The sequence below is a fragment of the Tanticharoenia sakaeratensis NBRC 103193 genome (genome assembly GCF_000963885.1).
In the GTDB taxonomy this organism is placed as follows: Bacteria; Pseudomonadota; Alphaproteobacteria; order Acetobacterales; family Acetobacteraceae; genus Tanticharoenia; species Tanticharoenia sakaeratensis.
The window spans coordinates 115,636-128,290 of the sequence record NZ_BALE01000003.1; the positions used below are offsets into that span (position 1 = coordinate 115,636).

A 12,655-nucleotide genomic window follows, 5' to 3' on the forward strand; every position below is an offset into this window, starting at 1 on the left:
AACGGGCAGGCGATCCTTGCAGGAAAATTCTCGATCCGGAACCGTATCGTCAGCGTCCGGCAAACAGATGATGCAAGAGGCGCGCCGCCAGCGTGAGGCACAGTGCGCCGAGCGCGATGAGGCCGGCGTGGGCAAGCCAGAAATCAGCCGAGCCCAGATGGGGAAGTGCTGCCCCTAGCCGACCGGCCATGCCGTCGGCCAACCGGTCGCTCGTGACATAGACCGCCATCACGGTGCCGCGAAAAGCGGCGGACGATTCATGCGCAAACAGCGCCATGCCACCCGGCTGAACTACAGCCATCGCCGTATCGTTCAGGATATGGAAGGCGATCAGCCCGCCAAAGCCGATCGCACCCGATCCTGAATGCAGCATGCTCGCGAAACAGAGCAGCAAAGGCCCGAGCGGGGCGATCCACGCAAACGCAGCGATTTGCGCCAGTTCGCCGGGCGGCGTGCGACGGCGGGCCCATGCACGCCAGAATGCGGTGACTGCGACCTGCATCATGATGCTGACCGCCGCATCGAGCGACAGCAGCCACCCCGGCGGCATGAGGTGGCCCGCCACATGCAGATCCGCATGCTGTTCGGCCCAGAGCGGATAGGTATCGTAGATCTGCTCGTTGCCAAGGGCGGCGAGAGCCAGCACCGGCAGCAGCAGCGCGAGTGCCGCCAGACGCAAACCGTCGCGCGCATCGATCCTCATCCGGGCCCTGGACGCGATCGGCAGTGGACCGGCGCCAAGCCGGTAACAGACGGCACCTGCCGCAAGGATTGCCGCCGCCACCGCAAAACCCGCGTGCCAGCCAAATCTCGCGGCCACGCCACCGCAGATCAGGGGGCCGAGCACGGTTGCCACGTCCTGCGCCAGCGCCGTGATCCGGAAAGCATCCGCACGCCGCGGGTCATCCGCCGTGTAGAGGTCGCCGAGGGCTGCAAAGAGATTGATCGCAAGGGCGCCGCCGAGCATGTCGCACAACGTGGCGAGGAGCGCCGTGCGATCGAAACACAGCAACAGGTTCGCGATCACCATCAGCAGCACGCCGGCCAGTGCGGCGCGCCTGCGGCCGCACAGATCACCCAGGACGCCGCCTGCAATCTGCGCCGGGATGTCGAGCAATGCCGTGATGCCGACAAGCGCCGGCGCGATGACCGAAGGCGCCGCACCCGCAAGCCCGAGCCAGCGCTCGGCGGTCGCCAGCCCGAGGACGGCAGACCCATGGGCACCGGCCCGGGGCAGCAGCGCATGAACGAGATACAGGACGATGATCGACTGCGCCCCGTAGCGGGCAAAATACCACGCACCCTGTGCCAGTGCGTTGGCTCGGAGACTTGCAGGCTGCCGGAGTGGTATTCGGGCGGCCTGCCCGTCAGTCGCCAAGACAGGCTGCGCGGAAAGCTGCGAGTGCACGGCCGCGATGGCTGATTGCGTTTTTTTCGGGGCCCGTCATCTCGGCAAAGCTGCGGCTTTCCCCGTCGGGAACAAAGATCGGGTCATAGCCATGGCCGTGCGCGCCGCGTGGCGGCCAGCAGACCGTGCCGTCGCATCGGCCTGTGAAATGCCGCACCGTCCCGTCCGGCCAGGCCAGGCAGAGATCCGCCTCGAACCAGGCCGTTCGGTTGGAGGTCTCGCCCATTTCAGTGTGCACGCGAGCCATGGCGGCGTCGAAGTCGCGCGTCGGCCCACCCCAGCGCGCGGAATAGACGCCCGGACGCCCCTCCAGCGCACCGACGCAGAAGCCCGAATCGTCGGCCAGAGCCGGCAGGCCCGTGGCTTCCGCTGCGGCCCGCGCCTTGATCTCGGCATTGCCTGCAAAAGTATCAGCTGTTTCTTCAGGCTCCGGCAGGTCGTGCGAGGCTGCGGATACGACCGTGATGCCTGCATCCGCCAGCAGGGCCGCGAATTCCTGCATCTTGCCGGCATTGTGGGTTGCGATCAGCAACGTGTCGCCACGGGCGAGAACGGGGGGCTTGCGGTCGCTCATGGCGCTGGGGCTCCTGATTGTGCAGCGTTCAAGGCTTCCGTCTGGGCCGCGAACAGGATGCCGGTCCCGCTGCGGGCCAGATGCATCATGTCCAGGAACGCGATCTCGCTGAACGGGGCCTTCTCGGCCGTGCCCTGGATTTCGACGATCCCACCATCCGCGGCGAGCACGAAATTCACGTCGGAATCGGCGTTGCTGTCCTCGTCATAATCGAGGTCGAGCACGCAGCCGTCTGCCGTCAGGCCGCAGGATATGGCGGCGACCTGGGTGAGCACCGGCATTTTCCGGATCACGCGCTTGTCGACCAGCGTGCGCAGAGCGACCGCCAGCGCCACCCAGGCACCCGTGATGGACGCGCAGCGCGTGCCGCCGTCGGCATTCAGCACATCGCAGTCCAGCGTGATCATGATCTCGCCAAGCGTTTCAAGATCGACGCTCGCGCGAAGGGCGCGGCCGATCAGACGCTGGATTTCCTGTGTGCGTCCGTTCTGCCGCCCTTTTGCCGCCTCGCGGGGCCCGCGCTTGTGCGTGGCACGAGGGAGCATCCCGTATTCGGCGGTAACCCAGCCTTTGCCTTGGCCGCGCAGGAAGGGAGGCACCTTCGTCTCGACGGAGGCCGTGCACAGAACCTCCGTGCCGCCGATCTTGATCAGGGCGGACCCCTCGGCGTGCCGCGCGAAGCCCACGGTGATGGAAACGGGGCGCATGACGTCCGGCGCACGTCCGCTTGGGCGCATGATGGTGTCCTTTTTCGTATCGAAAAGGCCGGTTTATCCGATCGATCGGCAGGACGCCAATGCAGGGCGCGCGGCTGGGGAGAATGGCACGATAGGTCGTCGTCGTGCGGAAGCCGTGCCGCAACGGTCTTTCGCGAGCAGGCTCGGAAGTGGCCGGGGACGTCTGAAATGGCAGAACGCGATGCGAATCTTGTCGCTGATAAATGCACGTATTGTCGTCAGTGCCGATCGCGGATCGTCGTGAGATCCGTGAGGGGCAGAGCTTTTCTGGAAGCACGTATTTTCAGGACCTGCCGCGCGTGTAGCGGCAGATCCTGGTCTTCATCAGGCCATGGTGCACAGCGAAAGCGCATCACCGCGTCTCGCCGGGCACCGTGGATCGCGCCCGTCAGGCGGCGTTCTTCAGCATGCCGTGCGGATCGAGCACGAATTTGCGCGGCGCGCCCTTGTCGAAATCACGATATCCCTGCGGCGCGTCATCCAGCGTGATGACCGTTGCGTTGACGATATCGGCGATCGGCAGACGACCGTGCAGGATCGCCTGCATGAGCTGGCGATTGTATCGCAGGACGGGCGTCTGTCCGGTGTGGAAGGACTGGCTCTTGGCCCAGCCCTGACCCAGCCTCAGGGTCAGGTTGCCCTTCTGGGCAGCTGCCTCCTGTGCGCCCGGATCCTCGGTCACATAAAGCCCCGGAATGCCGATCGCGCCGGCGGCACGGGTGACTTCCATGGCCTGGTTGAGGATGACCGCAGGCTGTTCCTTGCCGTCATACCCGCGTGCCTCGAAGCCGACGGCATCGATGAAACTGTCGACCTCCGGCACGCCGATGACCTGCTCGATCAACTCGCCGAGCTTGTCATGGCCGCTCAGATCGATGGGTTCGAAACCCACTTTCTTCGCGTGGGCGAGACGTTCGGGATTGAGGTCGCCGATCATGACCACGGCGGCGCCCAGAATACGGGCCGATGCCGCGGCGGCCATGCCGACCGGACCGGCACCTGCGATATAGACTGTTGATCCGACGCCGACCTTGGCGTTGATGGCCCCGTGGAAACCCGTTGGAAGAATATCGGTCAGCATGGTCAGGTCTCGGATGCGTTCCAGCGCCTGCGCCTTGTCCGGGAAGCGCAGAAGATTGAAGTCGGCATAGGGCACCATGACATAACGTGCCTGTCCGCCGACCCAGCCGCCCATGTCGACATACCCGTATGCCCCGCCGGCCCGGCTCGGATTGACGGTCAGGCAGACGCCTGTGTGCTGTTCCCGACATGTCCGGCATCGACCACAGGCCACGTTGAACGGGACCGATACAAGGTCGCCCTTCCGGACCATCTCGACGTCCGACCCCAGTTCGATGAGTTCGCCCGTTATCTCATGACCGAGTACAAGCCCCGCGGGGGCCGTCGTGCGGCCCCGGACCATGTGCTGGTCCGAGCCGCAGATATTGGTCGAGACGACCTTCAGGATAACGGCATGTTCGATCTTTCTGCCGTCAGGCGCCTCCATTTTCGGATCGGCGATATGCTGGACCTCCACGTGGTTGGGCCCGAGATACACGACGCCTCTGTTTTCATCAGACATGATATGTCTCCAGGTTCGGGCACCGGCCGTCTTCCTGAGGGTCAGAATACCCGGAACGGCGATCGTCCGCCGAACAGGGCGCACAACGCATGGCGCAGGCCCCGGACTTCCATGTTTCGAATGTTTACGAAAAACATGTGTCTGGTGCTGGGGTGATTGGCAGAGGCGCACCTCCGCGTCGCCGTATGCGATGGCGTTCCCCACAGGCCCATGGGCGCCATCGCATGAAAGACGCTTATGATACCGTCAAACGATGATAATGCCGGTCAACACGGCCGCGCGACATGTGCCCGCAAAGTAAAGCTTGCAGAGTGAACATTGTCGCCTTGGCGCTCAGGCTGCCCGGCATTCCCTAAATCGGCCGGGCGCATCCGACCTACGGCGCAGACGCCGCAGGGATGTGATCGCGGTAGCGATCCCAGTGGGCGACTAGTTCGGCGATGACCGGCGCGCCGGCGCGCTCGTTGTTGTCGAATGCCAGCGCCTGTCCGGGGCCTTCATCGCCCATGGACTGGGTGATGGACACGCCCGGTGGCGGCATCGAGAAATTGCTGCCCGAGCGCAGGACCATGACGCGGGCGGGATCGATGTCTCCGAGTGATGCCAGAAGACGCATCGTGTTCTCGTTGGTCTGACTTTCCTCGTTCGTCATCACGAAGAGACCCTTGCCCCGCGTCCAGAGCCGGACCCAGTCCTCGGCCCAGCGGGTCCGCGCATCCCCATGCCAGTATCGCAGCGCGCCCAGCGTCTCGCCCATCATGAGCCGCGGCGGTTTCTGCGCCTCCGGGAAGCCGCGCCACCGGGCGCGGCGTCGCGCGATGTCCGGATCGTCGTCCAGTGTCGCATGGCGGCTGATCGCATAGGCCCAGTTCGCAAGCCCGGCATTCAGCGGATATGCCTTCGTCAGCTCCGCGACATCCGTGACCGAGCCATAATGATTGGCATTGGCGGGCAGGGCGTTGGGACGGTCGGCGCCGATGGCATACAGGCCGTACGGCCAGCCTTTCGGGATCGTCCTGTCGTCGATTTCACGCAACGCATCTCCATCGACCACCCAGCGTGCCCAGGCGACGCTGCCGACAGGTGCGACATGGGGATCGACCCCTGAAATGCCGGTGAACAGCCAGTAGGTGTGATGGAGGTCGAAATGCGGATCGAGCGCGAGCGCCATCAGATCGGCGGTGCCGTGACGCAGCACGATGCCATAGACCCCGTCCGCATTGCGGCGAAGGATCTGCGGCACGCCGCGCACCGGCACGATTTGAGTCAGTTGCAGGCGCTCGACCCAGTCCTGGTATTCTCCCGGCGCATCGCCCGTGTCCGCACCGTTCTCCCATCCCGCGACGACGATCACCTTCGGTTCGACCACATCCGGCGCTGCTGAGGCCATCCACGGAATGGCCCAGGCGGCCACCATGCCCATCATGTGTTTCCAGCGTCGTCTCATGCCGTCTCTCCGTTTCGATGTCGTGAAGGATGGGCGAGAACCGCTACGCGGGCTATCCCCTTCATCAGGCCCCTTATCGCGCTCTTTCACCGGCCCTTTTCATCGCCGCCCTTCACCGGGGGATGATGCATGCCGATATGGGAGCCATGGCGGATCGACGATCGAAAGGAACACGGATGGACGAGCGCAGCTTCGATATCGGCTTGCCGCGTGATCTCCTGCTCGGACTGCAGGGCGGCGGCATGGCGGGGCTCGATGCACGCGCCCGCGCGATCCTGCGCGAAATCGTCGAGCAGTATGTCGCGACCGGCGATCCGATCGGCAGCCGCACCCTGTCGGAACGGCTCACGCCGAGCCTTTCGCCCGCAACCATTCGCAACGTCATGGCGGAACTGACGCAGGCCGGGCTTCTGTTCAGCCCGCATGTCTCGGCGGGACGTCTGCCGACCGAAAAGGGGGTCCGCCTGTTCGTGGACGGTCTCCTGCAGTTCGGCGCGCTGGGAGAGGACGACCGGGAGACGATCTCCCGCCGCCTCGAAATTCGCGGGCGCTCCATGCAGGACATGCTGACGGAGGCGTCATCCATGCTGTCCGGCCTGTCTCAGGCCGCGGGACTGGTGCTGGCGCCGAAAAGCGATGCGGCCCTCAAGCACGTGGAATTCGTGGCCCTTGGCCCGGGGCGGGTACTCGTGATCCTCGTCGGCTCGGACGGGCAGGTCGAGAACCGGGTAATCGAGACGCCGCCCGGACTGCCGCCGTCGAGTCTCGTGGAGGCCGGCAACTACCTGAACGCGCGTCTGGCCGGACAGACCCTGATGTCCCTGCGCGAACGCGTGGCGGAGGAAATGGCGGCCAACCGCAACGAGCTGGACCATCTGGCGGCGTCCGTCGTCGAGAGCGGGCTTGCGGAGTGGGACGCGAGCCACGGCACCCTTTTCATGCGGGGGCAGGGCAATCTTCTGGCCGACATCACCGAGATCGAGCGCCTCAACACCATTCAGATGCTGTTCGAGCGTCTGGAGACGCAGGAGACCATGCTCCGCCTGCTGCAGCTGGCCGAAAGCTCGGACGGCGTTCGGATCTATATCGGGGCAGAGTCGGGCCTGTTCGGCATGTCCGGCGTCTCGATGGTGGTGGCGCCTGCGCGAAACGAGGCGCAGCGGATCGTGGGTGCGATCGGCGTGATCGGCCCGACGCGCCTCAATTACGGGCGGATCGTGCCGGTCGTGGACTATACCGCGCGCGTCATCGGGCGGCTGCTCGGATAGGCGTCTGCCGTTCGGAACATCCTGTGCCTCCGGAGCGTTGCCGGGCGCAGGCGGCCCGAGGGCTGCATATGCGACCAATGCTTGAAGGAGCATGCATCATGCCTACACCCAATGCCCGCGATGCGGGGACATTCAGGATCGGTGGCGATATCGAGGTTGCGCGCCTCGGCTTCGGCGCGATGCGGATCACAGGCGACGGGATCTGGGGCGAACCGGCGTCTCACGAAAAGGCCATCGCAACGCTCAAGCGCGTGCCCGAACTCGGGATCGATCTGATCGACACCGCCGATTCCTATGGCCCCTTCGTGTCCGAGAACCTGATCCACGAGGCGCTGCATCCCTACAAGGGGCTGACGATCGCGACCAAGGGCGGTCTGACGCGGCATGGTCCCAATATCTGGAGGCCGGTCGGCAATCCGGACTACCTGCGCCAGTGCGTTCTTATGTCCATGCGCCGTCTGGAGGTCGAACGGATCGATCTGTGGCAGCTGCATCGCGTCGGCGCGGACTGCCCCGCCGAAGCCCAGTTCGAGGCGATCGCCCGGATGCGGGAAGAAGGCCTGATCCGTCATGTCGGCCTGTCCGAGGTCAGCACCGAGACCATTGCGCGCGCCGGTGCGTATTTTCCCGTCACGACGGTCCAGAACCAGTACAATCTCGTCAACCGCCTGTCGGAAGACGTGCTGGATTACTGCACCGAGCACAATATCGGCTTCATCCCCTGGGCGCCGCTGGCTCGAGGCGACCTCGCCGCCTCGCACACCGCGCTGGACGAGATCGCCAGGTCCAAGGATGCGAGCCATGGCCAGATCGCGCTTGCATGGCTCCTGCACCGCTCGCCCGTGATGTTGCCGATCCCGGGAACCGGCAGCCCGGAGCATCTGGAGAGCAACGTCGCGGCAGCGTCGATCAAGCTGTCGTCGGATGAGATCGAGACGCTCGACAGGCTGGGTCGCAAGGCCTGGGAAGACAGCCAGAAAGGCTGATCGGGCGCGTGAGCAAAGGGGGCGACGGCACGCTGTGGGGATGCTAGACAGCGCCGCATGAGTGGCAATCCGTCCTTCGGCCCCAGAAAGGGCCTGCGCGCACTATGGCGTGGCAGTCGCCCCCGTCGTCCCCAGGGTCCCAACGGCGGCCCGCCGCGCGGCCCGCGCTTCCGGCGCGTCCGGACAATCTCGGCCGTCGTTCTGGCGGCCGGCGTACTGGGTGTTTCGGCGATCACGATCGTGACCTGGAGCGAGTATGGCGCGTTCCAGGCCGGCCTTCCCACAGTGTCGGGCCTGCGTACCTATCAGCCGCCCGTCGTCAGCCGGATCTATTCCGGCGACGACCGCCTGATGGCGGAGCTTGCCGCCGAACGGCGTATCTTCGTTCCCGTCGCGGCCATTCCGACGCAGGTGAAGGATGCGTTCATCGCGATTGAGGACCAGCACTTCTATTCGCATGGCGGCATCGATCCGCTGGCGATCGCGCGCGCGGCTCTGGGCGATGTGACCCATAGCGGCCGCCGTCCGAAAGGCGCGTCCACGATCACGCAGCAGGTCGCCAAGGTGATGCTGCTGAATACGAACGACATCACGATTGCGCTGAAGATCCGCGAAGCACTGCTGGCGATGCGGATCGAGCAGACCCTGACCAAGGACCAGATCCTCGAGATCTATCTGAACGAGATCTATCTGGGCGAGCGTGCCTATGGCGTGGCCGCGGCGGCCGAGACCTATTTCGGCAAGCCGCTGGACCAGCTCGATCTGGCGGAAGCGGCGTTCCTCGCGGCCCTGCCGCGCTCGCCCACCAACTACGACCCCTATCACCATCTCGATGCCGCGACCGATCGCCGCAATCTCGTTCTGCAGCGGATGGCCGAAACAGGTGCTATTTCGGCGCAGGCGCGTGATGCGGCGATGGCCGAGCCCCTTGTGCCGCATGTGCAGACCCGGTCGGGCCCGGTGCCGGGCTCCGAGTGGTTCGCCTCCGAGGTCCGCCGCGAACTCGTGGCACGATACGGTCTCGATCAGACCATGCGCGGCGGCATGGACGTGCACACCAGCCTCGATCCCCACCTCCAGCAGGTTGCGACCGACACGCTGCATGACGGTCTCATGGCCTATGACCGGACCCATGGCAGCTGGCGCGGCGCATCGGGCCGTCTGTCCAGCGTCAGTGATGACGAAGGGACAAGCTGGTCGCAGGCGTTGCACGATACGGCGCCGCCGACCGGCATGCTGGATGCCTGGCGGCTGGCCGTCGTGCTGGACCCCGATCTCGGTCGCGTCGGCTGGCTCGAAGGTGGTTCGCCGAAGCGGGCGCCGATCATGCTGCGCGACCTCTACTGGACGCAGGCCGGCCGGCGCCTGCGCCGGGGCGACCTTGTGATGATCGAGCCGCAGGCCGACGGTCCGCGCGTCGCCTTGCGCCAGATCCCGAAGGTCGAGGGCGCGATCGTGTCGATGGATGTGCGCACTGGACGCGTATTGGCCATGGTCGGCGGCTGGTCGTTCCGCGACAGCCAGTTCAATCGCGCCACGCAGGCCCTGCGTCAGCCGGGTTCGTCGTTCAAGCCGTTCGTCTATCTGGCAGCCATGGAGCAGGGGATCCCGCCGTCGGAGAAATTCGACGATTCGGCGGTCACCTATGGAAGCTGGCATCCCCAGAACTACGAGCATGACTACTGGGGGCCGACAACGCTCCACGATGCCCTGCGCGAGAGCCGCAACCTCGTGACGATCCGTCTGGCCGCGCATCTCGGCATGAAGGACGTGTCCGACATGGCGATCAAGGCGGGCCTCGTGGACCAGATGCCGCATGTGCTGCCGGCGGCTCTCGGTGCGGTCGAGACGACCGTGCTGCGCGAGGCGGGTGCCTATGCCTCGATTGCATCCGGCGGCCGACAGGTCAGCCCGAGCCTCATCGATGACGTGCAGGACCGGACCGGCCAGATCATCTGGCGTCCGGCCGGCTTCGGCCTCAAGACCATCACCCAGACGGCGCCTCCGCCACCCGGTCAGCCGGCAGATCAGCCGCCTGCGTCCGGTACCGCGCAGGCCTCGGCTCCGGCCGGGGCGACACCCGGTCAGCCGACGCCGGTCGCCGCACCTGCGCCCAATCCGGCCGACATGGTCACGGTGCCGGAAATCGACGATCAGCGTCCGCGGATCGCGAGCGAAGACAGTGCGTACCAGATCATCACGATGATGAAGGATGTCGTGGCGCGCGGCACAGGCACGGCGGCCGCGACCGGTATCACGCAGCCGATCGCCGGCAAGACTGGCACCAGCCAGAACTTCAACGATGCCTGGTTCGCAGGCTTCTCGCCGGAAGTCGTCACCGTGGTCTGGGTTGGCTACGATTCTCCGCAGTCGCTCGGCGAGAAGGAAACGGGCGGCCGGATCGCGGGACCGCTGTGGAACCGCGTCATGAAGGCGGCGCTTGCGGACAGGCCTCCGGTGGATTTCCGCACACCTGCCGACATGACGCTCGCCCGCTACGATACGGGACGGCTGATGGCGGTCGATGCGTTCAAGCCCGGACAGACGCCCGGGTCGAGCATTGCGCTCAACGGCTTCGGTGCCGGTACCGAAGCGCTCGGTGCGGCGGATACGGGCGCGGAAGCGATCTCGGGCTCCGAGGACGACATGGTGTCCGGTCAGGGACAGAACGGGGCGTCGTCGGCGTCTGCGAACGGCGCGACGCCTGACACGCGCGCAACGCCCGGGGCCAATCCCCAGGCGAGTGCTGCATCCACAAGTGACATCGGCATGGGGGGACTATACTGATGGCGCCCTTCATCGCATTTCGAGGAGTATGAGGCATGTCGGCTGAGACCGATGCCCTGGGCGAGCAGATCAAGCAGTCGGTGGCACTGCTGAGGAGGCATCTTTGACTGGGATGTCGCCATCAACCGCCTTGCGGAACTGAACAATCGCGCCGAAGACCCTGAACTCTGGAACGATCCGGACGCCGCGCAGAAGCTGATGCGCGAGCGGACGATGATCGCCAATCAGGTCGAAGGCGTCGAACAGATCGAGCGTGATCTCGACAGCACGGCCGAGCTGGTCGAGCTGGCCGAGATGGAAGGCGACGAGGCGCTTGTCTCCGAGGCCGCGCAGACACTGCGCGCGCTTGCGGAAGATGCCCACGCCCGGCAGATCGAAAGCCTGCTGTCCGGTGAAGCCGACAGCAACGACTGCTACGTCGAGGTGAATGCGGGTGCCGGCGGCACGGAGGCCCAGGACTGGGCCGAGATGCTGCTGCGCATGTATACGCGCTGGGCCGAAAGGCGGGGCTACAAGGTCACGCTGATGGAAAGCAGCGAGGGCGAGCAGGCAGGCATCAAGTCCGCGACGCTGAACGTCGTGGGACCGAACGCCTATGGCTGGCTGAAGACCGAGGCGGGCGTGCACCGTCTCGTCCGCATCTCGCCGTTCGATGCAGCCGCCCGGCGGCAGACGTCGTTCGCGTCCGTCTGGGTCTATCCGGTCGTGGATGATTCGATCGAGATCGAAATCAACGATTCCGACCTGCGTGTCGATACCTTCCGGGCTTCCGGTGCCGGTGGCCAGCACGTCAACAAGACCGATTCGGCCATCCGGATCACGCATATACCGACCGGCATCGTGGTGGCCTGCCAGACCGACCGCTCGCAGCATCGCAACCGCGCGACCGCGATGCAGATGTTGAAAGCGCGTTTATACGAGGCGGAACTTCAGAAGCGCGAGGCAGCGGCAGCGGCGAACGAGGCGGCCAAGACCGATATCGGCTGGGGTCACCAGATCCGGTCGTATGTGCTGGCTCCGTATCAGCTCGTGAAGGACCTTCGCACGGGGGTCGAGAAGGGCAATCCGGACGCGGTTCTGGACGGTGCGCTCGATGACTTCATGTCGGCGTCCCTGGCGCAACGGGTCGGTGCCACCCGTTCGGAGGCCAGTGCCTCGGCACAATGATGATTTTTAACTTTTTGAGGGCCCGCGTTGACACTGTCGGCGCGGGCTTTTTTTATGAGATCCGCGATCGGGATACGGATTTGCGCCAAATATGGCGGAAAAGCGGCATCCCTGGTTCGTTTCGGTCGCTGTAAAGCTGTCCGATTGTCCGTCATTTCGCAAAAGGCGCTTTGCAATCTGCCAACGACGTGATGTTGTTGCGGCTCCCGCATGCAGGGCACGATCCGAAAAGTCGTTCGTTTTGCCGAATATCCGGCTTGACACCAGACGCTGGGAACGGCCCAATCCGGGTGCGATACATCGTGTCTCACAGGGGCGTGATTGTGTCGCCAATCGTTTCCGGGCCATGCGGCGTCCGGTCGGTCCCTGACCGGCCGTGTTGGTTTTGGCTTCCGGAACAGAGCGTGGATCGGAAAAGCGTCCGCAGGACGGTACGTTTCCGATACGCCGAAGAAATGGAATGCCGAAGCCGGCGTAGGGTAGGGGTTGGGAAGGTTTCGACATGAAGAGCTACGCCGTACAACAGCGCAAGCCTCAGGATTATATCATCGCCATTGTGGCGACGGGGCTGATCATGGGCGTCGTGATCTGGGCGCTGATGAGCGGCCTGGGCGAAAAGATCATTCACGAGGTGCATCCTCCGATCAAGACGGAGATCATCACGCCGAAACCGCCGCCGCCGCCGCCACCGCCGCCGCC

The 12,655-nt window shown here is 65.1% G+C and carries 9 protein-coding genes and 1 pseudogene; 5 read left to right on the forward strand and 5 right to left on the reverse strand.

Annotation, left to right across the window (positions count from 1 at the left end; translation table 11 throughout):
- Window positions 1-49: 49 nt before the first annotated feature.
- From B8446_RS01220 to B8446_RS01245, 5 genes are all read right to left on the reverse strand, one after another.
- Entirely contained in the window at window positions 50-1,378 is a 1,329-nt protein-coding gene (locus B8446_RS01220) for an MFS transporter (RefSeq protein ID WP_158507505.1), read from the reverse strand.
- Window positions 1,368-1,982 carry an RdgB/HAM1 family non-canonical purine NTP pyrophosphatase gene (rdgB, locus tag B8446_RS01225; RefSeq protein WP_048846329.1) on the reverse strand — a complete coding sequence of 205 codons (615 nt, stop codon included), beginning with the start codon at window positions 1,980-1,982 and terminating at the stop codon, window positions 1,368-1,370. Before rdgB ends, B8446_RS01220 begins: the two co-directional genes overlap by 11 nt.
- Window positions 1,979-2,719, reverse strand: a complete 741-nt coding sequence (gene rph / locus B8446_RS01230) for a ribonuclease PH (RefSeq protein WP_048846331.1) — start codon at window positions 2,717-2,719, stop codon at window positions 1,979-1,981. Before rph ends, rdgB begins: the two co-directional genes overlap by 4 nt.
- A 388-nt stretch (window positions 2,720-3,107) precedes the next feature.
- Complete coding sequence (fdhA, locus tag B8446_RS01240) at window positions 3,108-4,301, reverse strand: formaldehyde dehydrogenase, glutathione-independent (RefSeq protein WP_048846335.1); 1,194 nt, start codon at window positions 4,299-4,301, stop codon at window positions 3,108-3,110.
- Between the two features lie 376 nt (window positions 4,302-4,677).
- A complete protein-coding gene (locus B8446_RS01245) occupies window positions 4,678-5,748 on the reverse strand; it encodes a purine-nucleoside phosphorylase (protein WP_048846337.1) in 1,071 nt (356 codons plus the stop codon).
- 242 nt (window positions 5,749-5,990) lie between these two features.
- Here B8446_RS01245 and hrcA point away from each other — a divergent pair, with 242 nt between their 5' ends.
- From hrcA to B8446_RS01270, 5 genes and pseudogenes are all read left to right on the forward strand, one after another.
- On the forward strand, window positions 5,991-7,016 hold the full coding sequence (gene hrcA / locus B8446_RS01250; protein ID WP_048846423.1) for a heat-inducible transcriptional repressor HrcA: 1,026 nt from the start codon (window positions 5,991-5,993) through the stop codon (window positions 7,014-7,016).
- Between the two features lie 98 nt (window positions 7,017-7,114).
- Window positions 7,115-8,002: an aldo/keto reductase gene (locus B8446_RS01255; protein ID WP_048846425.1), complete on the forward strand. Its 888-nt coding sequence runs from the start codon at window positions 7,115-7,117 to the stop codon at window positions 8,000-8,002.
- A gap of 57 nt (window positions 8,003-8,059) precedes the next feature.
- Window positions 8,060-10,789 (forward strand): penicillin-binding protein 1A, encoded by a 2,730-nt coding sequence (locus B8446_RS01260; protein WP_048846340.1) that lies wholly within the window; start codon window positions 8,060-8,062, stop codon window positions 10,787-10,789.
- Window positions 10,790-10,824: 35 nt separating this feature from the next.
- Window positions 10,825-11,956 (forward strand): peptide chain release factor 2 gene (gene prfB / locus B8446_RS01265; RefSeq protein ID WP_148505782.1). Its coding sequence is split into 2 segments (ribosomal slippage): window positions 10,825-10,893 and window positions 10,895-11,956, totalling 1,131 coding nucleotides; the frame shifts between segments, so codons are not numbered across the junction.
- A 502-nt stretch (window positions 11,957-12,458) separates the two neighbouring features.
- Window positions 12,459-12,655 (forward strand): annotated as a pseudogene (locus tag B8446_RS01270) (energy transducer TonB); the annotation flags it as partial.

Bases quoted from the DNA above. Each gene is read 5' to 3' on its own strand.
- rdgB (WP_048846329.1), bottom strand. From the start codon at position 1,982: ATGAGCGACCGCAAGCCCCCCGTTCTCGCCCGTGGCGACACGTTGCTG.
- rph (WP_048846331.1), bottom strand. From the start codon at position 2,719: ATGCGCCCAAGCGGACGTGCGCCGGACGTCATGCGCCCCGTTTCCATC.
- fdhA (WP_048846335.1), bottom strand. From the start codon at position 4,301: ATGTCTGATGAAAACAGAGGCGTCGTGTATCTCGGGCCCAACCACGTG.
- B8446_RS01245 (WP_048846337.1), bottom strand. From the start codon at position 5,748: ATGAGACGACGCTGGAAACACATGATGGGCATGGTGGCCGCCTGGGCC.
- hrcA (WP_048846423.1), top strand. From the start codon at position 5,991: ATGGCGGGGCTCGATGCACGCGCCCGCGCGATCCTGCGCGAAATCGTC.
- B8446_RS01255 (WP_048846425.1), top strand. From the start codon at position 7,115: ATGCCTACACCCAATGCCCGCGATGCGGGGACATTCAGGATCGGTGGC.
- B8446_RS01260 (WP_048846340.1), top strand. From the start codon at position 8,060: ATGAGTGGCAATCCGTCCTTCGGCCCCAGAAAGGGCCTGCGCGCACTA.